26 protein-coding genes are annotated in these 22,745 nt (G+C 59.3%); 13 read left to right on the forward strand and 13 right to left on the reverse strand.

What is annotated here, in order from left to right; genetic code table 11:
• Positions 1 to 41: 41 nt before the first annotated feature.
• Positions 42 to 557 (forward strand): hypothetical protein, encoded by a 516-nt coding sequence (locus tag FE702_RS16010; RefSeq protein ID WP_147127317.1) that lies wholly within the window; start codon positions 42 to 44, stop codon positions 555 to 557.
• 3 nt (positions 558 to 560) lie between these two features.
• Here FE702_RS16010 and FE702_RS16015 read toward each other — a convergent pair whose 3' ends face one another.
• Complete coding sequence (locus FE702_RS16015; RefSeq protein WP_147127318.1) at positions 561 to 1,385, reverse strand: inositol monophosphatase family protein; 825 nt, start codon at positions 1,383 to 1,385, stop codon at positions 561 to 563.
• A gap of 140 nt (positions 1,386 to 1,525) precedes the next feature.
• Positions 1,526 to 3,601, reverse strand: a complete 2,076-nt coding sequence (locus tag FE702_RS16020) for a bifunctional sulfate adenylyltransferase/adenylylsulfate kinase (RefSeq protein WP_147127319.1) — start codon at positions 3,599 to 3,601, stop codon at positions 1,526 to 1,528.
• Between the two features lie 240 nt (positions 3,602 to 3,841).
• Here FE702_RS16020 and FE702_RS16025 point away from each other — a divergent pair, with 240 nt between their 5' ends.
• Positions 3,842 to 5,764, forward strand: a complete 1,923-nt coding sequence (locus tag FE702_RS16025; RefSeq protein ID WP_147127320.1) for a PhoX family protein — start codon at positions 3,842 to 3,844, stop codon at positions 5,762 to 5,764.
• Between the two features lie 174 nt (positions 5,765 to 5,938).
• On the opposite strand, the gene FE702_RS16030 is transcribed toward FE702_RS16025, so the two are convergent.
• The 4 genes from FE702_RS16030 to trxB all read right to left on the reverse strand — a co-directional run bounded on the left by FE702_RS16030 (position 5,939) and on the right by trxB (position 8,961).
• A complete protein-coding gene (locus tag FE702_RS16030) occupies positions 5,939 to 6,139 on the reverse strand; it encodes a hypothetical protein (protein ID WP_147127321.1) in 201 nt (66 codons plus the stop codon).
• The gene (locus FE702_RS18660; RefSeq protein ID WP_186827120.1) at positions 6,100 to 6,507 is read right to left on the reverse strand and encodes a hypothetical protein; all 408 of its coding nucleotides are present in this window, start codon (positions 6,505 to 6,507) and stop codon (positions 6,100 to 6,102) included. Before FE702_RS18660 ends, FE702_RS16030 begins: the two co-directional genes overlap by 40 nt.
• A 2-nt stretch (positions 6,508 to 6,509) precedes the next feature.
• Positions 6,510 to 7,823: a hypothetical protein gene (locus FE702_RS18665; protein ID WP_186827121.1), complete on the reverse strand. Its 1,314-nt coding sequence runs from the start codon at positions 7,821 to 7,823 to the stop codon at positions 6,510 to 6,512.
• A 139-nt stretch (positions 7,824 to 7,962) separates the two neighbouring features.
• Positions 7,963 to 8,961 (reverse strand): thioredoxin-disulfide reductase, encoded by a 999-nt coding sequence (gene trxB, locus FE702_RS16055; protein WP_147127324.1) that lies wholly within the window; start codon positions 8,959 to 8,961, stop codon positions 7,963 to 7,965.
• A gap of 209 nt (positions 8,962 to 9,170) precedes the next feature.
• Here trxB and FE702_RS16060 point away from each other — a divergent pair, with 209 nt between their 5' ends.
• A complete protein-coding gene (locus FE702_RS16060) occupies positions 9,171 to 9,671 on the forward strand; it encodes an Lrp/AsnC family transcriptional regulator (RefSeq protein WP_147127325.1) in 501 nt (166 codons plus the stop codon).
• 17 nt (positions 9,672 to 9,688) lie between these two features.
• Here the strand turns inward: FE702_RS16060 and FE702_RS16065 are convergent, their stop codons facing one another.
• The 5 genes from FE702_RS16065 to lgt all read right to left on the reverse strand — a co-directional run bounded on the left by FE702_RS16065 (position 9,689) and on the right by lgt (position 13,708).
• On the reverse strand, positions 9,689 to 10,486 hold the full coding sequence (locus FE702_RS16065; protein ID WP_147127326.1) for a Hint domain-containing protein: 798 nt from the start codon (positions 10,484 to 10,486) through the stop codon (positions 9,689 to 9,691).
• Positions 10,487 to 10,711: 225 nt separating this feature from the next.
• Positions 10,712 to 10,849: a hypothetical protein gene (locus FE702_RS18670; RefSeq protein ID WP_186827122.1), complete on the reverse strand. Its 138-nt coding sequence runs from the start codon at positions 10,847 to 10,849 to the stop codon at positions 10,712 to 10,714.
• 144 nt (positions 10,850 to 10,993) lie between these two features.
• The gene (gene pgeF / locus FE702_RS16070; RefSeq protein ID WP_147127327.1) at positions 10,994 to 11,749 is read right to left on the reverse strand and encodes a peptidoglycan editing factor PgeF; all 756 of its coding nucleotides are present in this window, start codon (positions 11,747 to 11,749) and stop codon (positions 10,994 to 10,996) included.
• Positions 11,739 to 12,845 (reverse strand): class I SAM-dependent methyltransferase, encoded by a 1,107-nt coding sequence (locus FE702_RS16075; RefSeq protein ID WP_255449709.1) that lies wholly within the window; start codon positions 12,843 to 12,845, stop codon positions 11,739 to 11,741. Before FE702_RS16075 ends, pgeF begins: the two co-directional genes overlap by 11 nt.
• Complete coding sequence (gene lgt, locus FE702_RS16080) at positions 12,827 to 13,708, reverse strand: prolipoprotein diacylglyceryl transferase (RefSeq protein WP_147127328.1); 882 nt, start codon at positions 13,706 to 13,708, stop codon at positions 12,827 to 12,829. Before lgt ends, FE702_RS16075 begins: the two co-directional genes overlap by 19 nt.
• 128 nt (positions 13,709 to 13,836) lie before the next feature.
• On the opposite strand from lgt, the gene FE702_RS16085 reads away from it, so the two are divergent.
• The 6 genes from FE702_RS16085 to FE702_RS16110 all read left to right on the forward strand — a co-directional run bounded on the left by FE702_RS16085 (position 13,837) and on the right by FE702_RS16110 (position 18,477).
• Positions 13,837 to 14,076, forward strand: coding sequence for an accessory factor UbiK family protein (locus FE702_RS16085; RefSeq protein WP_147127329.1), 240 nt, complete (start codon positions 13,837 to 13,839; stop codon positions 14,074 to 14,076).
• Between the two features lie 67 nt (positions 14,077 to 14,143).
• The gene (locus FE702_RS16090) at positions 14,144 to 15,595 is read left to right on the forward strand and encodes a hypothetical protein (protein WP_147127330.1); all 1,452 of its coding nucleotides are present in this window, start codon (positions 14,144 to 14,146) and stop codon (positions 15,593 to 15,595) included.
• A gap of 242 nt (positions 15,596 to 15,837) precedes the next feature.
• Positions 15,838 to 16,341 (forward strand): type III secretion system chaperone family protein, encoded by a 504-nt coding sequence (locus tag FE702_RS16095; protein ID WP_147127331.1) that lies wholly within the window; start codon positions 15,838 to 15,840, stop codon positions 16,339 to 16,341.
• 36 nt (positions 16,342 to 16,377) lie between these two features.
• Positions 16,378 to 17,196 (forward strand): pyrroline-5-carboxylate reductase, encoded by an 819-nt coding sequence (gene proC / locus FE702_RS16100; RefSeq protein ID WP_147127332.1) that lies wholly within the window; start codon positions 16,378 to 16,380, stop codon positions 17,194 to 17,196.
• The gene (locus FE702_RS16105) at positions 17,189 to 17,536 is read left to right on the forward strand and encodes a tRNA-binding protein (protein ID WP_147127333.1); all 348 of its coding nucleotides are present in this window, start codon (positions 17,189 to 17,191) and stop codon (positions 17,534 to 17,536) included. The genes proC and FE702_RS16105 overlap by 8 nt, the downstream gene beginning before the upstream one ends.
• Positions 17,533 to 18,477, forward strand: coding sequence for a 2-hydroxyacid dehydrogenase (locus FE702_RS16110; protein ID WP_147127334.1), 945 nt, complete (start codon positions 17,533 to 17,535; stop codon positions 18,475 to 18,477). Before FE702_RS16105 ends, FE702_RS16110 begins: the two co-directional genes overlap by 4 nt.
• Before the next feature lie 40 nt (positions 18,478 to 18,517).
• Here the strand turns inward: FE702_RS16110 and FE702_RS16115 are convergent, their stop codons facing one another.
• Entirely contained in the window at positions 18,518 to 19,099 is a 582-nt protein-coding gene (locus FE702_RS16115; protein WP_147127335.1) for a thymidine kinase, read from the reverse strand.
• A 532-nt stretch (positions 19,100 to 19,631) separates the two neighbouring features.
• Between FE702_RS16115 and FE702_RS16120 the strand changes: the two genes are divergently transcribed.
• Positions 19,632 to 20,087 (forward strand): hypothetical protein, encoded by a 456-nt coding sequence (locus tag FE702_RS16120; protein WP_147127336.1) that lies wholly within the window; start codon positions 19,632 to 19,634, stop codon positions 20,085 to 20,087.
• A 3-nt stretch (positions 20,088 to 20,090) separates the two neighbouring features.
• The gene (gene arsH, locus FE702_RS16125) at positions 20,091 to 20,801 is read left to right on the forward strand and encodes an arsenical resistance protein ArsH (RefSeq protein ID WP_147127337.1); all 711 of its coding nucleotides are present in this window, start codon (positions 20,091 to 20,093) and stop codon (positions 20,799 to 20,801) included.
• A 77-nt stretch (positions 20,802 to 20,878) separates the two neighbouring features.
• On the opposite strand, the gene FE702_RS16130 is transcribed toward arsH, so the two are convergent.
• Positions 20,879 to 21,997 (reverse strand): beta-ketoacyl-ACP synthase III, encoded by a 1,119-nt coding sequence (locus FE702_RS16130; RefSeq protein WP_147127338.1) that lies wholly within the window; start codon positions 21,995 to 21,997, stop codon positions 20,879 to 20,881.
• A gap of 237 nt (positions 21,998 to 22,234) precedes the next feature.
• Here FE702_RS16130 and FE702_RS16135 point away from each other — a divergent pair, with 237 nt between their 5' ends.
• Both FE702_RS16135 and FE702_RS16140 read left to right on the forward strand, forming a co-directional pair.
• Positions 22,235 to 22,447, forward strand: coding sequence for a BrnT family toxin (locus tag FE702_RS16135; RefSeq protein WP_255449710.1), 213 nt, complete (start codon positions 22,235 to 22,237; stop codon positions 22,445 to 22,447).
• The gene (locus FE702_RS16140) at positions 22,407 to 22,655 is read left to right on the forward strand and encodes a BrnA antitoxin family protein (protein WP_147127339.1); all 249 of its coding nucleotides are present in this window, start codon (positions 22,407 to 22,409) and stop codon (positions 22,653 to 22,655) included. The genes FE702_RS16135 and FE702_RS16140 overlap by 41 nt, the downstream gene beginning before the upstream one ends.
• Positions 22,656 to 22,745 lie beyond the last annotated feature (90 nt).

Genomic DNA, 22,745 nt, shown 5'->3' on the forward strand with positions numbered 1-22,745 from the left:
CCGCTTAGGGTGGTGGTGTCATCACAGCCACGGAGCCTGCCATGTTGAGAGCCTTTCTGTTTGTCCTTGCAATGGCTGGCCCTGCCGCCGCGCAGCAGTCCGAGCCACCTATGGACCTGCCCCGCATGGGGGAAATCTTGGCGGCGCTTGATCCCGAGGCCGAGTTCAACGGGCGCGGGTTTGAGCTGACGCTGTCTGACGTGCCGGTGTTGATCATCGTCGATCCCGTGGCAGACCGCATGCGCGCGATGGTTCCGATCCGGTCCGCAGACGGGATGACGCCCGAGGAAATGGAGCGGGTCATGCAGGCGAATTTCGATACCGCGCTGGATGCGCGTTACGCGCTGGCGCGCGGTCGTCTTTGGGCGACCTATATCCACCCGCTTTCGCCGCTGAAAAAGGATCAGTTGATCTCTGGGCTTGGGCAAACGGTCAATGTCGCGCTGACCTATGGCACGCTTTATTCCGGCGGCGCGATGTCCTTTGGCGGCGGCGACAGTCAGGACATCCAGCGTCAGTTGATCGAGGACCTGCTGGAACGCGGTCAGGACATCTAGGCGTCAGGCGCTTGCGAAGATTGGGCGCAAGATCGCGGCCAATTCGTGCCACAGCGCTTCGGATTGGGCGGTGAGCAACCGACCCTTGCGCATACTTGGTGCATACGGCGTTCCATCCAGCAACGCCGCGTGCCCGCCTGCTTCGCGCAGGCACAAGACCCCGGCGGCATGATCCCAGACATTCAGTTGCCGGTTCAATTTGAACGCCGCCTGACCGCGCGACAGCAGGCGATAGTCCATGATGGATGCGTGGCTATCCGATACCCGCAGAAACCTTGGATACAACGCGGCGACTTGCGCCCATTGGTCGAGGTCCATGCCGTAGAACCCGAGCAGGGCCGTCAGTGTCTCAAAAGATCCCGGTGGCGGCAGTTGCAGACGTTCGGTGCCTGACCACGTGCCATCGCCCTTTGCGGCCCAAACCCAGTCATCCAGCATGGGTTCGTAGAGCAGACCAAAAACGGTTTCACCGTCTTCGATGACGGATACCATCGTGCCAAATGTCGGCATGCCTTGGGCAAAATTCCATGTGCCATCAATCGGGTCGATGACGATGACGCGGCCGCCTTTGTTGATCAGATCAAGCTGCGCTGCGTCTTCTGCCACGCCTTCTTCCCCGACGATCGGGGTGTCGGGCATGAGCCCGGCAAAGGCCGTGCGCAGGGCCTTCTCAACGGCCAGATCTGCTGCGGTCACAAGGTCGTCGCGCGCGGATTTCTGGGCCACATCCGCGGCATTGAGGCTGCGGAACCGGGGGCGGATTTCGGTCTTGGCCGCACTTCTGACGGCTTCAATGATCAAGGCGCGGGTCTCGGCGGGAATGGGCATGGCAGGCTCCGGTAGGGTCTCGTCGTGTAGACCCCGAAACGCTCTGATTGCAAAGGGGCAGATACCTTGCCCATCGCTTACATTTGACGCAAAAAAGGCCCCGCGAACGGGGCCTTTCAATATATTGGTTTATGCTGCGCTTAGGCGGCGATCAGGCCCATTTCCTGCAGCTTCAGCAGAACTTGCTGGGCGCAGTAATCGACGTCCGTGCCTTCGGTATCGAGGCGCAGTTCAGGGTTCTCTGGCACGTCATATGGGTCAGAGATACCGGTGAACTCTTTGATCTTGCCTTCACGGGCCAGTTTGTAGAGCCCTTTGCGGTCGCGCTTTTCGCACTCTTCGATCGTAGTCGCGACGTGGACTTCGCAGAAGGCACCGAATTGCTCGATGTCTTCCCGAACCGCGCGGCGCGTCGTTGCGTATGGTGCGATTGGCGCACAGATTGCGATGCCGCCGTTCTTGGTGATTTCCGACGCGACATAGCCGATGCGACGGATGTTCAGGTCACGGTGCTCTTTCGAGAAGCCGAGTTCCGACGACAGGTTCTTACGGACCAGATCACCGTCAAGCAGCGTTGTTGGGCGACCGCCCATCTCCATCAGCTTTACCATCAGGGCGTTGGCGATGGTGGACTTGCCCGAGCCAGAGAAACCGGTGAAGAACACGGTAAAGCCTTGCTTGGCGCGTGGTGGCCGCGAGCGGCGCAGTTCTGCGACAACGGTCGGGAACGAGAACCACTCAGGGATTTCCAGACCTTCGGCCAGACGGCGGCGCAGTTCGGTGCCCGAGATGTTGAGGATCGTGACGTTGTCTTTGTCCGCGATCTCGTCGGCAGGCTCGTACTGGGCGCGCTCTTGCACATAAACCATGTGCTTAAAGTCGACCATTTCGATGCCCATTTCTTCCTGGTGCTCGCGGAACAGGTCCTGAGCGTCATAGGGGCCGTAGAAGTCTTCGCCTGCCGAGTTCTTGCCGGGGCCAGCGTGGTCGCGGCCAACGATGAAGTGGGTGCAGCCGTGGTTTTTGCGGATCAGCCCGTGCCAGACCGCTTCGCGTGGGCCTGCCATGCGCATGGCAAGGTTCAGCAGCGACATGGTCGTGGTCGAGGCTGGGTACTGGTCCAGAACCGCCTCGTAGCAGCGCACGCGGGTGAAGTGGTCGATGTCGCCCGGCTTTGTCAGGCCAACGACAGGGTGGATCAGCAGGTTGGCTTCAGCCTCTTTCGCGGCGCGGAAGGTCAGTTCCTGGTGCGCGCGGTGCAGCGGGTTCCGCGTTTGGAATGCGACGATGCGGCGCCAGCCCAGCTTGCGGAAATAGGCGCGCAGTTCGTTTGGCGTGTCGCGGCGGGCGCGGAAGTCATAGTGGACTGGCTGCTGGATGCCGGTGACCGGGCCGCCCAGATAGACCTTGCCTGCCTGGTTGTGCAGGTAGTTCACGGCTGGATGTGCGTCGTCGTCCGCTCCAAAGACCTTTTCGGCCTCTTTCGCTTTGTTCGGCACCCAGTTGTCGGTGACGGTCATGGTGGCGAGGATCACGCCTTCTTGGTCGCGCAGAGCGATGTCCTGACCGGCTTCCAGTTTGGAGGCGAACTCTTCGGACACGTCGAGCGTGATCGGCATGGGCCACAATTCGCCTGTGGTCAGGCGCATGTTGTCAACGACGCCGTCATAATCTGCTTCGGTCAGGAAGCCTTTGAGCGGGTTGAAGCCGCCGTTCATCAACAGTTCAAGGTCACAGATCTGGCGTGGGGTCAGGTCCCAGGACACCAGGTCGGCGGCTTCCATTTTCATTTTCTGAGCGCTGTCGAAAGAGACATACAGCTCCGGGATCGGGGCGAGATTGGTTTCCATGAGTTTGGTCCTGTTCTGGAATGGGGAGAGGCCAGAGGTGGTGCCGGTCAATTCGGCATGGAGCGCGTCATACTCTGCAAGCTTCCGCGCAAGGAACTGGTTTACGAGGCGGTTCTTTTCGGATCCGCCGCGTGGTGTAAGTGCATAGGCGTAGCGTTGACGTTTGTCGGTGCTGTCGCGGTCGACGACCTTGACGAAGCCACGATCCGTGGCGCTGCGCAAAAGGGTGTTCACACGCCCAAGGGACAAACCAAGGCTTGCCGCCATGGCCCGTTGCGAGGCATCAGGAGCCACGTCAAGCTGGCGCAACAGGCGAAAGAGCTGGTCTTCCTCCTCAAGGCTTGGCTTTTTGACGATTGCTGACATCACGCGACTCAGGGTTTGTTCACGCGTGAACGTATTGCTGAGAAAGTTTGTTCAATCAAGAACAAACTTGTCGCGCCCTGCGCAACACTGGGTTTCCGCGTCAAGATGCAGGCCCGAAGAGCCAATACCTGAGCAAATTTCAGTCTTTGAAAAACTGTTACGGAACCGTCACCAAACTGAATCCTACCCGGTGTTCCTTTCGCGCACGTTTTGCTTTCAGCCAGTTTAGGACACCAGCAAATGACAAAAACTCCGCAACACGACCTGAGCTTTGACGATTGGGACGAGGTGATGTTCCCGCGCGATGAGGTGCAGGATTTCGACCGTGTCGTTGACAGCGCGCTCTCGCGCCGTGGCTTCCTGAGCGGCGCGCTCGCTTTCGGATCGGGCGCTGCCGTGATGGGTACGGGGATGCTGCACGGCTCGACCGCGATGGCCGGTCAGGCGTCGCGCTTTGCGTTTGAACAGTTGGCGCCGCAGACCGATGGCACCGTGCATGTGCCAGAGGGGTATAACTGGGACGTTCTGGTCCGTTGGGGTGATCCGCTGTTTGGCGACGCGCCAGAGTGGAGTGCTGAGACCGGTATCCCGACTGAAGGATCGGACCGCGTGTTCGGCGAAAACACCGACGGGATGGAACTGTTCCACTTGGGCGACACCGAACTGCTCGTCGTGAACAGCGAATACACGAACCGAAAAATCAACCTGCCTGCCGAGCAAGAGGGCATTCCAGCCTCTGCCGATGACGTGCTGCGCCTGCAGAACTTCCAGGGTGTGACGGTGATGGAAGTCACCGAAGGTGACGCAGGTTGGGAGGTTGTCGTCGACAGCCCGTACAACCGCCGCATCACGCACAACACGGAAATGAAGATCGACGGTCCAGCCGCCGGTCACGACCTCCTGAAAACTTCCGCCGATCCAACCGGCACCATGTCGCTGGGAACGCTGAACAACTGTGGCTCGGGCCGCACACCTTGGGGCACCTACCTGACCTGTGAAGAGAACTTTAATGGTTACTTCGGTAGCACCACCGGCAGCCATGACGGCCTGCCAGAGGTCAATGTTGCAGGTTACAAGCGCTACGGCATCGGCACCGACGGCTGGGGCTATGACTATCACAAGTGGGACGCGCGTTTCGACGTCAGCCAGAATCCGAATGAGCCGCACCGCGCAGGATATATCGTCGAAATCGACCCTTGGAACCCAGACGCGACCCCGATCAAGCACACGGCGCTGGGCCGCTTCAAGCATGAGAACGCCGCCTACGCGCTGACGCCCGAAGGTCAGGTTGTCGTCTATATGGGTGACGATGAGCGTGGCGAATACATGTACAAGTGGGTGTCACGTGACATCTTTGTGCCGGGTGGCGACACCTCGACCCTACTATCCGAAGGCCAGCTGTTTGTGGCCAAGTTCAATGACGACCTGACCGGCACTTGGGTTGCCCTGACACCCGAAGATACCGGCATGACCGAAGCCGAGATCGCGATCTTTACCCGTAAAGCGGCGACCGAGGTCAGCGCGACCACGATGGACCGCCCCGAGTGGATTGCCGTGAATCCAACGGCTGTTGAGGCCTATTGCTGCCTGACCAACAACTCGCGTCGCGGGTTGGTCGAGGAAGACGGGTCAATCCGTACGAACGCCGCAGGGGAGCCCATGATCCCGAACGGGCCAAACCCGCGCGAGATCAACCGCTACGGTCAGATCGTCCGCTGGCGTCCGCACAATGACGACCACGGTGCGGCAACCTTTGACTGGGACCTCTATGTCATGGTCGGCAACCCGACCGTGCACGCGGATCAGTATGCCGGTACTGCGAACATGAACGAGGGCAACCTCTTTAACTCACCAGACGGGATGCAGATCGACAGCTCTGGCATCATCTGGATCCAAACCGATGGCGACGATGACAACGAGGGCGATTTCGCAGGCAACGGCAACAACCAGATGCTTGCGGGCGACCCCGTCACCGGCGAGATCCGCCGCTTCCTAACCGGGCCAAACGGCTGTGAAGTCACCGGCCTCACTTGGTCCGCAGACAAGCGCACCATGTTCGTCGGCATCCAGCACCCGGGCGCACCATTCCCGGACGGCGATGGCAGCCTGCCACGCTCCGCGATCGTGACCGTAAAGCGTGACGACAACGCCTTGGTTGGTTGATCCAAAACGGGCGCGTCCCTTCGGGGCGTGCCCCCCTCCCACCTCCTTCTTCGCCAGCCGAGGCTGGCTGCAACCAAGGGGGGCGCGCCTGCGGCGCGATTGGCCGTGCCGACCAATTTGGATTTAAGGCCTGCGGCGCGAGTATTTTCGAAACATAGAAGGCGTGAGGCGGCGCTAGTCGTCGAAACCGTCGAGACGCCCGTCACGGGCGAGACTGGTGATCTCATCAACCAGTTTCTTCTTGTAACGCCGTTGCCTGCGTCGGGCCTTGGCCGGATTGGCGCGCCAGCCTGCGCGTTTGTCCGTGACGACCTCGTCCAGATCGTCAGCCGTTTCTACAAATCGAGCATCTTTTGGCGAGGTTCGCTTGGGCATGGTGCAGAGGTATTGCGTGCCTTGCGCCAGGCAATGGATTGCCTGTTCAACGCTCCGAGATCGGCGGTGCCATCAAGAATGGCCTGCGCGAGCGCTGCGGCGTGCTCGGTCTGCTCTTGGGTCATGTGACGATAGGCAGGGCGCGGGATGTGATCATACCATACGCCGGCACAGATCTGATCCAGGATCACGCGCTGAAAGCAGTGATCATTGCGAATGGGCCAGTTTCCACGCGATGTCGCAGCGGCGGGCAATGTGGTGCGTGTCAGCTCCAGATAGGTGTCGATGGCAGCGCGACGGGCGTCCACGGCTTCAGGTTTATCCGAGACCGTGGTCCTGCCGGTGCGTGCTGCGCTGCCATCTCGCAAGGTCAGAACTCCGCCGAATAACCGATGCTGAGCCGCACGGAGCGCGCGTCCTCGAAGACCTCATTGCCCATGATGTCCATCGTCAGTGCGCCCGCGCCAAGCTCTTGGCTGAAGCCAAAGCCGATGCGGGGGGATGTGCTTGAGGTTTCCGTCGCGCCGTCATCAAAGCGGATAAAGTCGACGCCGAGCACTGCGTAGGGGCTGATGCCGCCCATGTTTGCAAAGTCGAAGCGCGAGCCGAAAGACGCCATGACCTGAGACACATCACGCGCGCCACCGGGTGCTTTGCTTGGCAGGTCTTCTGCAAAGCCCGAGATGCGTGCGTAGGCTGTGCCGTCTGTCGTGCCGATTGCATAGCTCATGTTCAAATCGATCCCTGCCATGATGCGATCGCTGGAGTAGCTGATCGCGCCGACGTCGTAATCTGGTTCGGCATATAGAATATAGGCGTCCGTCGTCAGGGTGTCCGTGATCCGGGCAGAAACGTAGGGGCCGACAGCCAAGGCCGTTGTGTCATATGTGACGCCTGCGACTTCGATCTCGTGATCGCCATAAGAGAGCGCGAGCCCAAGGGCCATCATATCGGTGGAAAAGACATCGATGCCAAAGGTCAGGTCAGCGCCTTGCCCGTCAATATCGCCACCGATGGATTGGTAGGTCAGGCTGCCCCAGATGTTTCGACCAAGATCATTGGATGGAGCCGCAAAGAACATGGCATTGCGCGTCACGCTAAGGGGGGCTCCGCCGTTGCGGGCAGCCATGGCGGCTGTGATGGCCTGTCCTGCCGCGCCCGATGAGGCCGCGCCAGAGGCCGCGGCAGCTTTGGCTGCGGAGGCGTTACTGGGCGTCGGAGTTGCTGGCGACCCGGAGCCACCGCCAGAACCACCGCCAGAGCCACCGCCACCGGTGGCTCCGCCCGTGACCGAATTCACGACACAGCCATTGGCGCCCGTGCTGTTGCATTGGATATAGAAACGGAAGGGTTGATTGCTCCGCGCCTGACCTTGGACGCGGATTGCGACCGGTCCGTCAGAGGCGATTGTCTGGCTGTCGCCGTCGCAGGCCGCATTCTGACATTGGGTGGCCCCATTGATCGTGACGGTCAGGCTTTCCAGTCCGGGGACATTTCCAACACCACCGCCGTCTTGATAGAAAAACTGCAACCGGTCGCCTGTGGCGAGCGTTGTATTATACGTGACATCCATACCGGCGGTGATGTCGATGGTCTGAATGAATGTGGCATTCTGAGCCGCCACAGGGGCGGCACAAAGGCCAAATAAAACCGCGCATGCAGCGCGTATCTTTGAAATCGGCACGTTTGTCTCCTGTCCGTTTCTCGCGGTGTACCGCGCACAGGACAGGATCAGGTATCCCCGGTTCAGGGGATTGCGGCGTCAAAGAGCCATCATATTCGTAGGATTGTGGGGGCCAATACGGCGGCGCGGCAGGCGTTGATTACGCCTGCACCTCTGCGCCGTAGCCAAGTGGCTCTGTCACCTCTTCACGTTCCGCTTCGTCATGTTCTGCAAGAAAGCGCTCGGCTTCGAGCGCGGCCATGCAGCCCATGCCAGCCGATGTGACAGCCTGACGGTATTTGTGGTCGGTCAGGTCGCCTGCGGCGAAAACCCCGGGGATCGATGTTTCGGTGCTGTCTGGTTTGGTCACGACGTAGCCGCCCATGTGGGTCTCCAGCACATCCTTCACCAGCTCGTTGGCTGGCGCATGACCGATGGCAATGAAAACACCCTTTGCAGGGATTTCGGTGATTTCGCCCGTTTGGGTGTGTTTCACCCGGACGCCTTCGACGCCCAGCGGGCTGTCTGTGCCAACGACCTCTTCAATCTCGTGGAACCAGAGCGGCTCGATCTTGGGATTCTTGAAAAGGCGGTCCTGAAGGATTTTCTCGGATCGCAATTCGTCACGGCGGTGGACCAAGGTGACCTTGGACGCAAAGTTCGTGAGGAAGAGTGCCTCTTCCACGGCGGTGTTGCCGCCGCCGACGACAACAATTTCCTGACCCCGGTAGAAGAACCCGTCACAGGTTGCGCAGGCGCTGACGCCAAAGCCCTTGAACTTTTCTTCCGATGGCAGGCCAAGCCATTTCGCGCGCGCGCCAGTGGCGAGGATGATGGCGTCGGCCACGTATTGCGTGCCGCTGTCGGATTGGCAGACAAAGGGGCGCTTGGAAAAATCGACCGATGTGATGATGTCGCCGACGATCTCGCATCCCATGGCTTTGGCATGGGCTTCCATGCGCACCATCAGGTCAGGGCCTTGGACCTCTGTATCGCCCGGCCAGTTTTCGACCTCGGTTGTTGTGGTCAGCTGGCCACCCGGTTCGATCCCCTGTACCAGAATAGGCTCCAGCATGGCGCGGCTTGCATAGACGCCAGCCGTATAGCCCGCAGGACCCGAGCCGATGATCAGTACCTTGGTTTTGCGCGTCTCAGCCATGACATTCCCCACATGCGTTGGGGTTTGATTTAGGCGGGCGCGGGGCCAAGCGCAACCGAGCAGTTGGCGCAGACCGGGCCGCGACAGGGGCGGGCCCTGCCGCAATGCAGAAAAATATTCGGGTTATTTTATTGCTGTTTGCTGAAACATTGTTGCGCATACTGAGCGTGCAAGATAAGGAAACTCCCGACTAGGGAGACTACTGCAGCATGGCCGCGCACCGTTTAGACGATATTGACCGGATGATCCTTGCGGAGCTTCAGGCCGATGGGCGGATGACCAATGTCGAGCTGGCCAAGCGAGTCGGCATATCGGCCCCACCTTGCCTGCGTCGGGTGCGCACGCTGGAGGAAGATGGTTACATCAAAGGGTATCATGCCGAGGTCGATGCGCGCGCGCTGGGCTTTGAGGTGAAGGTGTTTGCCAATGTTGGCCTCGTTTCGCAAGCCGAAGCAGACCTGAGCGCATTTGAACAGCGCTGCAAGTCATGGCCGCTGGTGCGTGAGTGCCACATGCTCAATGGCGAAGTCGATTTTCTGCTGAAATGCGTGGCACCGGATCTGTCGACCTTTCAGTCCTTCCTGACGGAAGACCTGTTGAAGGCCGACAACGTGGCGAGTGTGAAGACATCGCTGGTCATCCGCGGGGCCAAGGACGATCCCGGCGTGCCATTTGACGTGCTTGAGGCGCGCTTGTCCAAGGACGCCTGAAGCACGCGCTCTTCAGCTTAGTACAACACCAGCGGATCGGTCCCCTTGAGGTCATCGACGTCACGCGGATAGGCCATAGGGCCAAATTCCTCGATCGAGCGCACATGCGGAAAGAGCGACAGGTAGAGCGCTTCCAGATCGCTGCGTGCCCGTAGCCCGTTGAGCGCGCCGGGATGAAAGCTTTCGACTTCGACACCGTTTGCGATCAGACGCGCATGTCCCTTCAGCGCAAGGTGGAACACGCGCACAGGCGAGGGCGGATAGATATCGACAGCCGACATCCCGTCGATCAATTCGCTGGCCTTTTTGAAATGACCCATCGGATGGTCGCGGTGCGTCGCGCGGAACAGGCGCGCGCCGTAGCCCAGCATGAGGTCTTGCGTGGGGCGACCGGGGCCGAAGGTTTCTGTTGCGATGCGGGTGAGGCGGGTTGCTGCCTCTGTCTGGCCCGGAGCGCCGGGCACGATGGTTGTGGCACCCATCCACATCAGGGGTTGTGGCCCCTGATCGGCGGTCATGATGTCCATGCCGGGAAACAGGTCTTCGACGGCGACATATCCATCTGAGGTCTGGATCAGCGTACCGCGCGCGAAGGCCATGAAAGCAGTTTCAAAAGTAACCGTCGCAGGAGCGATACGCGCGGCGGTCATGCCATCGCCATTTGAGGCGAGATAGGCGACCTCGTATTTGCGCATAAGAGGCTTGGAGCGCTGAGGTCGCCTGTCTGGACGAGCGAATTGGCCAACTTCGGCCAGAGAGGACGTCTGCGAAGACAGTTGTGACGCCGGCAATCCGGCGGGCAGGGGGCGGTTCATCGTTACAACCTTTCGGCGATGCGATGCTGGCCCCCACGGTCAGTCTCGCGACAATCAATATGAGATCAAAAAGAGCATTTGCGGCGCTTAGGTCAAAAAACAAAAACGATTGGCCCGCAAAGCAGGCCAATCGTTTTAATCTGTTTGGTTTTGTTTCCAGCCGCGCCGCAGCCTTGCCACATTTGGCCTTCCCGGTGGGTCTGGGTCAGATCTCGCGCGGGGGCGTCAGGCCGCCGATTTCTTAACCACGATTCGTGCGGCGCCCGGTTTGGCGGCCCGCGCCTGCCGCGTGAATGGCAAAGCCGGGAGGTCTTTCTTGGCCTCGGCGATCATGGCAGCCATCCATTTTTTACGTCCTGTCATGGCACTGCTCCGTCTTTTGTCTGTGCGTTGGCACGACAATCGCAGTCCATTGGGGCTGGCGTTTGTCCCGATTGGGATAGTTTTCGATGATTTTGTGCCAGATTGTGGCAAATCTGGAAACGCTGCCTGATTTGCCTTGCCTGGCTAAAGCCGGATGACCGAGATCAGGCGACCGTAATCCGCTTCTTTGGCATGGACTGAGCGGCGATAAGAGAAAAAGCGCGCGGGATCGGCATAGGTGCAGTGACGTGTCCATTCCGCGGTCTCGACGCCTGCGTCGCGCAGACATTGCAGTCCATAGCCGGTCAGATCGAATTGGTACCGACCATCCTTGCCGTTGGCAAAAAAGCGCGATGTCTCTGGGTCGTCATCGACAAAGGCTTCAAAGAACTCCGGTCCCACCTCATAGGCGGCCTGCGAGATGGACGGACCAATCGCAGCGCGGATTTGCCCCCGGTCCGCGCCCAACGCCTCCATAGCAGCGACCGTGGTCTCAATCACACCCTGTCGTGCGCCTTTCCATCCGGCATGGGCCGCGCCGACGACACCAGCTTGTGTGTCGGCAAACAGGATTGGCTGGCAATCGGCGGTCAGGATCCCAAGGGCCAAGCCAGGAACATTGGTCACCATGGCATCGGCGGTCTCGTCGCGGTCCTGTGCGCTTCGCACTGTGACGACATCAGCAGAGTGCACCTGATACTGGGTGATGAGATCGCTGTGCGGAACGCCGATCGCCTCGGCGACGCGGGCGCGGTTCATTTGAACGATCTCGGCCTGATCCGATGATCCCATGCCGCAATTTAAAGCGTTGAAGACACCAGAGGATGCGCCGCCACGCCGAGTGAAGAACCCATGGCGTATGCCGTCCAGCCCGTCGGCTGTTATGATCTCAAGAGCCATCGGCCATCCCCGCCTGTTCCTCTGAGCTGCCGTCGAATCCGGGCACCATGGCGGCGCCCGTCGGGACCAGTGCGATCCCCTTAAAGAGGTGGCCCATCTCATCGGGGTGGGTCAAGCGGCGATGCGCTGCAATATGCGCATCAAGCGCTGGTCCTGTCAGTTGGCGGGCAAGTGTTTGCGCACGCGGCGTGATGCCGAGCCGTTCAAGAAAAACCCCCTGCGGCGTCATGCGGCTGACGCGGGTCCCAAGCGCGGCTTCTGACAGCGCGGCGAAATCAACATGCGCCGTCAGGTCGGCGGTGCCGGGCGCGGAAAGCGGGTCGGCTGTTTGGTGGTTCGCCAGGGCCTGAAACGTGTCACCCAAGGAGCGCCAGTCACCGTAGTCGATGATAACCGCGGCACCTGGGCATTGCTGCAGACGCTCCGAGATTTTGGCGGTGATGCGCTGGGCCTCGGGACAGTATTCGACAATATCGCCGTCTTTCGTGTCTGCGAGCCTTGGAGCCAAGGCGCGTTGGCGGGTGGCTTCCGACCAGCCGAATACCAATGCCCCGGCATGAATGCCGACCAGCTTTTCCCGCCACGCCTGTCCGTCCCGACGGAATTGGTGAATGGGAAGGGCATCAAAGAATTCATTGGCAATCAGGAACAGCGGACCATCAGGCAGATCGTCGATGTCCGTCACCCAGTTGGCGTCTGGGACGCGGGTCGCTTGGGCGGTGCGCAACACAGGTGACTGTTCGACAAACGTCACTTGGGCGGCCTTGGCAAACCCCGGCACCGCCGCCGTCGCGCGCAGGATGTCCGCCATCAGCGTGCCGCGCCCGGGGCCAAGCTCTGCGAGCACAAACGGTGACGGTGCGCCCTGATCCAGCCAGGATTGCGCCAGCGCTAGACCAAGCAGTTCCCCGAACATCTGACTGATTTCGGGCGCGGTCGTGAAATCGCCCGCCTGCCCCAAGGGGTCACGGTTGCTGTAATAGCCATGGTCCGGGTCCAACAGCGCCCGCTCCATGAATTGTGCCAGCGTCAATGGCCCATTGGCCGAGATTTCGGAGATCAGGAGGTCGCGCAATGTCATGTGCGGGCCTGCCATTTCAGGCTCCAGATCACCATGACCAAACCGAAAAGGATCATGGGCAGCGACAAAAGCTGGCCCATGGATACGCCCACCGGGCCGGCCTGTAGGACCCAACCCATCGGGTTGTCCGGTGTAATGAATTGCGCGTCGGCTTGCCGGTAGAACTCGACAATAAACCGGGCGACGCCATAGCCACCGACAAACAGGCCCAGCACCAGACCCGTGCGGAAAAAGCCACGCGCGCGGTAGACGACCCAGATCAGCAATAGGCAAAGCACGACGCCTTCGAGAGCCGCCTCATAAAGTTGCGATGGATGGCGCGCGCAGAGCCCGACGATGCCGGGGCAATCCTGCGCCATCGGTCCGGGAAAAACCACACCCCACGGTGCATCGGTCGGGCGGCCCCAAAGCTCGGCATTGATGAAGTTCGAGATACGCCCGAGCGCCAAGGCAGGGGGAGTGCCATAGGCAATCAAGTCGGCCATCTGCGGGATCGGGATTCCATTTTTGCGGCAAAACCAAAGCCCCGCCACGACGACACCCAGAAACCCGCCGTGGAACGCCATGCCGCCCTGCCAGATCTGAGGGATCTGGAGCGGGTTTTGCAGGTAATAGGCAGGCTCGTAAAACAACACAAAGCCCAGACGCCCGCCGACGATGATGCCGATGATGGCCCACGTGACAAAATCCCCGATTTGATCGGCGGTCGCCGGGGCTTGCCCGTTTGGCCAAAGACGCGGCGTGCGTACGGCGCGTGCCATCATCCACCAGGCAATCAGGATACCTACGATATAAGCCAGCGCGTACCAGCGGAGCGCAAACGGCCCAATGCTGAAAATCTCCGGCGAGATGTTTGGAAAGGGGATCGCGAAACTCATGCCCGCATTGAGCGTTGGTGTCCGGCGAAGTCAATCCAATCGCGATCAACTTGGCCCTGCGCGGATTGGCGAACTTGAGATTTGCGCCCGGTGACGCCATATGCCGGTCAACGACATAGGAGAGACCCATGCAGACCCGTTCCAAGATCATGGACGACATCAGCCAATTGATGACAAACGCCATGGGTGTCGCCCAAGGTGCCAAAGATGAAGCCGAAACCGCGATGAAGTCGATGATGGATCGCTGGTTGGCGGACCGCGATTTCGTCACGCGCGAAGAATTCGACGCCGTCCGCGCGATGGCTCAGAAAGCGCGTGAAGAGAACGAAGCGCTCAAGGCACGGCTTGAGGCGCTGGAGGGCAAGTAAACCCTCAGTTGCATTTAACCGAAATCTGGCCAAATTGGACACAAGTCATTTTTTGAGCTGATTTCAAATGCGACCCCAAAGCCGAATTCGATACGACCGACACGTCGTTTTGCAATACGTGGCTGTCCTGCGGTGGCGCGTGATGTGGGCGGCTGGGACTGCGTGCTTTTCGGCTGTGGTTGCCTCGTTCCTGTTCGTTGTGGTGGTGCTTTCGTCACGTAGTGCAAACCTCTTCGGGTTTGATGACCCTGTAGGTGTACTGGGCGCGTTTCAGTTGATTGATGAGGTATTTGACACAGGGACATCCGCTTGGTTCATGCGGGTCATTTCGTCGAATACGTTGCTTTACCTTGGACCAATTGTCTTTCTGGCGGTGTTCTTGATCACCGCGTACTTTCGCTTTTGGCGCACATGGGCAGAAGCTCAAACGTTTATTGCTGCAGCAGAAGTCGCCGACAACACCAGCGGGGCCTTCGTCGGTATTGGCGGTGACCAGATCAGCGCAGCGAATTTGCGGTGGCCGCTTATCCTCGCGGCTGCGTTGGTTGCAACGCTGGTGTCTGGATGGAGCTATTGGTTCTATACGAATATTTACGCGCCGCGGGGGCTCGAGGTGTCACGCATCCTCGCGACCGACGACCCTGAAATCTTTGTCGCGGAACTGACGCACGCGCCGGACAAACTCGCCAGCTTGAAAATATTCCCGTCAGCAGACTCAGATGATCAGGCTTGGTATGAAAGGCCGGACCCCTTTCATTCGGCCTTTTTTCCGGGCATCCGGTCATGTACAGGCCGCTACGCTGTCCTTCATGTCATCGACCCGGACCGGACAGATGTTTATGAAGGCTACAGCCTGAACTGGCGGGGAAGATTGACGAACGACAATACGGAAACCAAGGTCGCCGAGGTGATTGTTCCGTTTCCCGAAAAAAGCGCGAGCCTCGACACAGATGCCCGGGACGCTGTTCAGAAAATCCGCGAGGCATTTTTTGCGAGCAGTAAACCGACGGTTCAGATTGTTGGGAATAATTCAGGTTATACAGAGAACCTTGACGAAGGTAGCGCGCTTGTGCTCCGGGCGGACCGGGCCAAGGCTGTGCTCGATGCATTTGCGGTTGAACCAAATGATGGCTGGACGTTGCAACTCTCGGTAGACGACAGTGCTGGGTATGCTGTCGAGTGTTCCGGAGCGGCTTGTATTGATATGTTCCAGACTGCCCATGTGACTGTATTCGACGATACGCGCCCGAATATTGTTGGTGGAATTCCCTCGGTCGTCAGTTCATCTGGCGGCGTGGATTTTCGCGACCTAAAGCGTGGGTTGGATGGTGAAATCTATGTCCCGGAAAATATCGAAGGTCAGCTCGTCTTCCAGAACCTGAGAGTCGAATGGATTGACCTGTCTGTTCAACTCCAAGAGACTGTGTCGGACGTTGTCGTTGACCCGTCTGATATTCTTGCGGGTGCGCGACCCGAAGCGTTTGAGGATCGCTTGGGCGGTCCTGTTTGTGGTGTTTGATCGAGCACGCAGGCGCACAGAGACCTAGAACACCCGCGCCTGACAACTGCCTATATTTCGCGCGTGACTGGGACTTCTCCACAACATACCGCAGTTGTCCCCAAAATTAGTGCTTTACAGAAATGTCATCCCCGCGCACCATAAGTTGTATGGAGAGGCGGACACCCCGCCCTCTGTAGAGCAGCCAACCAGCCCTTGGGTGCTGTCACATCCAAAGGGCCATAACCCGAAAGGGGCGCGCCATGGCAGTGACTGAAGAGTTCATGCAAATCGAGGACCTTCACCCGATTGATATTGTCGAACACATCGCAAACCATCAGGATTGGGAGTTCGACCGGATTGCCGATGACCAGATCGCAATGGCTGTCGAAGGTCAGTGGCGCACCTACTCAATCACTTTGGCGTGGTCTGGCTATGACGAAACTCTGCGCCTGATCTGCACCTTTGACATGGAGCCGCCAGAGCACCGGATTGGTCATCTGATGGATGCATTGAACCGGGTCAATGACAACTGCTGGGCCGGGGCATTCAGTTATTGGGCGGAACAGAACCTGATGGTCTACCGCTATGGTCTGATCCTCGCCGGGGGGCAGGTGGCCAGCGCCGATCAGATTGACACGATGATCAGCGCCGCCGTCATGAGCGCCGAACGCTACTACCCAGCCTTCCAACTGGTCACATGGGGCGAACGCGAGGTCGAGGACGCGCTTAAGGTTGCCATTGCAGAGGCTTACGGCCGCGCGTAACCCTGTGCCCTGAACCGTCGCAGGGGAGGGGCGCAATTGGATTTCTCTGAAATTGAAGGCCGTGGTCTGGTCCTTTTGGGCTGCGGCAAGATGGGATCGGCGATGTTGGCCGGATGGTTGGCCTCTGGCCTGTCACCGTCATCGGTCTGGATCAACGACCCGAATCCGTCTGAATGGGTGCAGTCCACCGGTGCAACGCTCAACGGCGACATGCCCGCTGCGCCAGCCATCGTGCTGATCGCCGTGAAACCGCAGATGATGGCCGACGCGTTGCCAAGTCTCGCAAGTATGGGCGGCGGCGAGACACTGTTTGTCTCTGTGGCTGCCGGAACGTCCCTGGCGACCTATGCCGAGATTCTTGGGGCAAGCACACCCGTGGTACGCGCAATGCCCAATACGCCTGCGGCAGTCGGTCAGGGGATCACCGCCTTGATCGGCAACGACCGGACCACATCAACGCATTTGGACATGGCCGAAGGTCTGCTCTCCGCCGTAGGCCAGACCGTGCGCCTCAGCGCCGAGGCCCAGATGGATGCCGTCACAGGCGTGTCCGGTTCCGGCCCCGCCTATGTGTTTCACATGATCGAATGCCTCGCCGCTGCTGGCGAGGCGCAGGGCCTGCCACCTGAGTTGTCGATGGAACTGGCCAAGGCCACAGTTGCAGGCGCAGGTGCCTTGGCGATGCAGTCCGAGGACGATCCAACCCAGTTGCGTGTGAATGTCACAAGCCCGAACGGGACGACCCAAGCCGGACTAGAAGTTTTGATGGATGGCACCGACGGGCTAGGTCCGTTGCTCGGGCGCACTGTCGCCGCAGCCACCAACCGATCCAAGGAACTGTCTCAGGATGGATAAGACACCCGAAATCAGCTTTGATGATTTCCTCAAGGTCGACATCCGCGTGGGTCAGATCGTGCAAGCCGAACCTTACCCCGAGGCGCGTAAGCCCGCGATCAAGGTCTGGGTCGATTTCGGCGACGAGCTTGGCGTCAAGAAATCCTCTGCGCAGATTACCAAACACTATGTGCCAGAGGCGTTGATCGGGCGTCGTGTTATGGCGGTTGTGAACTTTCCACCACGGCAAATCGGCAAGTTCATGTCTGAAATTCTGGTTCTGGGGGTGCCGGACGAAGATGGCGAAGTGGTGTTGCTGAAACCTGATCTGGACGTGCCATTGGGCGGGAGACTGTATTGATGAAAGTGCTCGTAACACGACCTCTGCCAAAGCAGGTGATCGAGGGTCTGTCAGGTTTGGATGTGACGGTACGCGACAGCAACGTACCTATGACCGTAGACGAGATCGCGGCGGCGCTGGCTGCGTATGACATTCTGTTGCCGACGCTTGGTGACGCTCTGTCCGCAGAGGCATTCACCGGGTCGATCAGGTGCAAGCTTCTGGCGAACTTTGGTGTTGGTTATAACCATATCGACGTGGCCGCCGCGCAGGCCGCTGGACTGGCTGTGACCAATACGCCTGGCGCCGTAACAGACGCCACGGCGGACATCGCTCTGACGTTAATGCTCATGGCCTGTCGCCGCGCGGGCGAGGGTGAGCGGATGGTTCGCGGCGGTCAATGGGCCGGGTGGCACCCCACGCAGATGCTTGGCATGCATATGTCAGGCAAAACCGTGGGCATCATCGGCATGGGGCGCATCGGTCAGGCTATCGCGCGCCGGTGCCATTTCGGATTTGGAATGCAAGTTGTGTTTCACAACCGATCTCAGAAAGAGGTGGATTTCCCGGCGACGCAGCTGCCCTCGTTGCATGCGGTTATGGGTGCGGCCGATGTGATTGTCCTTGCCATGCCCGGCGGAGCAGAAACGCGCCACATGATTGATGCGAAAGCCTTGGCTGCGATGCAGCCTCATGGCGTATTGGTCAACATCGCGCGCGGCGATGTTATGGACGAGGCCGCTTTGATTGAGGCGTTGCAGGCCGGTCAGTTGGCGGGCGCTGGTCTCGATGTCTATGAACGTGAACCTGACGTGCCACAGGCCCTCATCAATATGGAAAACGTCACGCTGCTGCCGCATCTGGGCACCGCTGCGTTAGAGGTGCGCGTCGACATGGGACTGATGGCGGTGGCAAATATCCGGGCCTTCGCGGCTGGTGAGGAACTGCCAAACGCTGTGTAAGTTTGGTCGTGTAGACCAAGCTTTCGAAGGTTTTTTTGCCCTACAGGTCGCCCATCGCTTCGCGAAAGTGCTTTCGGCATAGCGAGACATACCGTTCGTTTCCGCCGACCTCGACCTGAGCGCCCTCTTTGAGGGCGTTGCCGTTCGCATCGGTGCGGATGACCATGGTGGCCTTTTTCCCGCAATGGCAGATCGTGCGCACTTCGCGCATTTCATCGGCCAGTGCCAAGAGGGCCGATGAACCCGGAAACAACTCGCCGCGGAAATCCACGCGCAGGCCATAACACATGATCGGCACCCGCAGGTCATCCACCGCCCGCGCCAGTTGCCAGACCTGATCCCGGCTCAACCACTGTGCTTCGTCCACCAGAACACAGGCGCAGGGTCCGCGCGACAGGCGATCCGCTATCTTGGTAAACAGGTCCTCGTCCGCCGTATAAGTATCAGCCTCGGCCTCGATCCCGATCCGGCTTCCGATTTTGGCGGTCCCGGAGCGATCATCGAAGCTCGCCGTCAGCAGGTATGTCTCCATCCCGCGCTCGATGTAGTTGTAGGACGCTTGCAGCAGCAGCGTCGATTTTCCAGCATTCATCGTGGAATAGTGAAAATAGAGCTTTGCCATGGCTGCATCCCCCACTCGGCCGATCCAAATGAAATGGCCTGCCGCCCCGGTTTACCCGGTGATCGGCAGGCCAGATGTCCCTACCGCCAGGCCTGGGACGTTGCAAACACGATACTCGGCAACCGGGCCGAAACCCGTACAGCCGCCGGATCTGACCTAAGGCATAGGTCGGACCCGTTGGTTCGGCATCTCCCGGGAAAGGACCCTTGGGGATGGAAGAGACACCTTGTTTAACCAACAGGCCCGCTATGCAGATCCGGATGCCCGGAGACGCCACCCCCCTGCCGACGTCGGCATAACGGACCACTCATTACCGGCCTACGGGGGAGCAGACCAACGCGACCCCAACAACCGGGGTCGATTTCTGAATGACAAATCCTTTGGGGAACATTAATGGGAAAAGACTTTGACGTTTCCCCCATGGAAATCGTACTGGCATATGCCACTGCGCAGGACTTGGGGAATGGGCGGATGATGCGCCTGATAGGAGCGTCGAAACGCTATGTTCGGTGCGAAGTGAGAGGACAAGGCAATGGCTGGTAGCGGGAGCTATCTGAAGAAACATACCGAAGCTTTGGTCAAGGCCGTCGGCATTGAGGCCGCTTGTCAAATCACTGGGAAATCCAAGGCCACCTTGGGCCGGTATTACGCCGATACAGAAGAGCATGCCGACCGGTTCATGCCGGTCGATACTGTCGCCCAGCTTGAGGCGGCGACCAACTATCCGCATGTGACCTCTGCCTTGGCAGAGCTGAACGGCATTTCGGTGTCCTATGACAAGGAACGCCGCAATTCATCCTCTGACGGGGTGAACTCGGATGTGGTGGCTTTGGCGCAGCGCTTTGCCATGCTGATGAGCGAATACCACCAGTCCATCGAAGACGGCATCATCACCGTGAATGAGGCCAAGCGCCTCTTGCGGGAAACGACGGCGCTGCAACAGGTCCTCATCGAAATGAAGCTGCATCTCGAAGAGGAAACCAGCTAGGCCATGGACCTATCTGACCTGCCGAACATCGTTCCGGGACAGCTCCAACCACTTGATATCCCAGCCCTCGTCGGGCCGGGAGATGACGGGCACCCGCCACGTATCTTGCTTTTGTACGGATCACTGCGCAGCAGCAGCTATTCGCGTGGAGCCGCGGAAGAAGGCGCGCGTATCTTGCGGGCGTTGGGCTGTGAGACACGGTTCTTTGACCCCACAGGATTGCCGCTGCCGGATGAAACATCCGACACACACCCAAAGGTGCAGGAACTGCGCGATCTGGTGATGTGGTCTGAGGGCATGGTCTGGTCATCACCCGAACGTCACGGGGCCATGACGGGTGTCATGAAAACCCAGATCGACTGGATACCTTTGGCCCCGATTGGCGGCATCCGCCCCACACAGGGCAAGACCCTGGCGGTGATGCAGGTCTCGGGCGGCTCGCAGAGCTTTAACGCTGTTAACCAGATGCGCATTCTGGGTCGCTGGATGCGCATGGTGACGATCCCAAATCAGTCGAGCGTGCCAAAGGCGTGGTTGGAGTTCGAAAACGGGCGCATGAAACCGTCGCCTCTCTACAATCGCATTGTCGATGTAATGGAGGAACTGGCGCGGTTCACTTTGATGACGCGTGCCCGGACGCCGATGCTGACGGACCGGTATTCTGAACGCGTGGAAAGCCTAGAGGCAGTCCACAAACGCGTCAGCAAAAAGTAGCGGTTAGATCAGCGGCACAAACGGCACACCGCAGGCGGCGAGCGTCAGCAAGGCAGTGATGGCGATAACCCGGCTCATTATGCGCGCTCCAGAATGGCAGAGCCGACCGAATAGCCCGCACCGAACGAGCAGATCAGGCCTTTGTCGCCGGGTTTCATATCGGCGGAATGCTTGGCGAATGCGATGACTGATCCGGCGGAGGACGTGTTGGCATAGTCCTGCAGGATGTTGGGTTGCTCGCCCGGCTCAGGATCACGGCCCAGCACCTTTTTCCCGATATAGTCGTTCATCGTCTTGTTCGCCTGATGCAGCCAGAGGCGTTTGAGGTCCGTATTCGAGACGCCTTCATCGCTTAGATGGTCGGCGATGTGGCGGCTGACCAAAGGCAGTACCTCTTTGAACACCTTGCGCCCATTCTGCATGAACTGCATGTCGCGACGGTCTTCCATTTGGCCGTGGGTGCGCCGCAAATAGCCGTTGTTGTTGCGGATGTTGTTCGAGAACTGCGTGGCACAGCGGGTGGATTTCACGAGGAACTTGTCGCCCTTCGCGTCCTCGTCCCGTTCGATCACCAAGGCCGTGGCCACGTCGCCAAAGATAAAGTGACAATCCCGGTCGCGCCACTCGAGGTGGGCCGAGCAAATCTCGGGGCAGATCACTAGCGCCTTTTTCACGGACCCCGTGCGAACCATGTCGCAGGCCGATTGCAGCCCGAACGTGGCGCTGGAACAGGCAACATTCATGTCATAGGCAAAACCGCCCGCACCCAAAAGCTGCTGGATTTCGACGGCAATCGCCGGATAGGCGCGTTCGTGATTGGAGGCTGCACAAAGAATGCAGTCGATGTCCGCCGCATCTACGCCCGCCATCGCCAGCGCCTTTTGCGCGGCATCCACGCCCATTTCGGCCATGACAGACGGCTCTTCAACGCTGCGCGCGGGCAGAGTAGGGTGCATGATATTCGGGTTCAGGATGCCCGATTTATCAAGGACATAGCGGTTCTCGATGCCCGATGCCGCCACGATAAACTCCGCGCTGGAGTGGGACATCGCCTCAACCTCGCCTGCCTCAATGGCGGCGGCATTTTCTGCGTTCCACTTGTCCGCATAAGCGTTGAAGGCGACGACAAGCTCATCATTGGTGATGACCTGCTCGGGGGTAAAAACACCTGATCCAGTGATTGCGGGTTGGTACATGCGCGGTCCTCCAGTGCCAGATGTTTACGCTCACATGCAGGGTGCGTCTAGCGAGAGTGATGCCCGATGCCGCAGCGAAGGGCAGGCCTCACCCCGCTGCCCCCTTTTGCCCTGCGTTAAGCACGATCCCGCTAGCCTTGTTTTCAGGGCGCGCCGGAATTATTGTATATACAGGAAAACAGTGTTGAGTTTGATGCTGAGAAGCGACGGCTGACGCTAGAGAGGCGCGGATTGGACATGAACCGTGCCAATGAAATTTTTGGCGTAGCGCATCAAAGCGTGCGCGATACGCGAGAGGACTACGGCGAACCCCGTTGGATTACGATGGGATATCTGGATGGCCGGATGGTCGTTCTGGTCTGGACAGAAAGAGGCGACACGGTCCGTGTCATAAGTTTGAGGAAAGCCAATGAACGGGAACAAAAGCGCCACTGTCGAGGAATGGGTTGACCCCGACGACGCCCCTGACATGAGCGAAGAGCCGTGGGCGTCCCCGATCGACGCAACCCCCGTCACACGCGGGCGGCCCAAGCAGTTGCAGACCAAGGTGCCCGTGTCCCTGCGGCTGGACCCGGATGTGGTGGAGGCCTTCAAGGCCGACGGCCCGGGCTGGCAGAGCCGGATGAATGCGGCGTTGAGGAAGGCGGCGGGGGTGTGAAAGGAGATCGAGAAATCACGGCTCAGTAAAAAATTGATTTGGATTTTTTTGATTTTTCCTATTCAATTTAACCAAATAAGTCGAGATTGA

The sequence above is a fragment of the Shimia ponticola genome (assembly GCF_007995215.1).
Classification (GTDB): domain Bacteria; phylum Pseudomonadota; class Alphaproteobacteria; order Rhodobacterales; family Rhodobacteraceae; genus Shimia_B; species Shimia_B ponticola.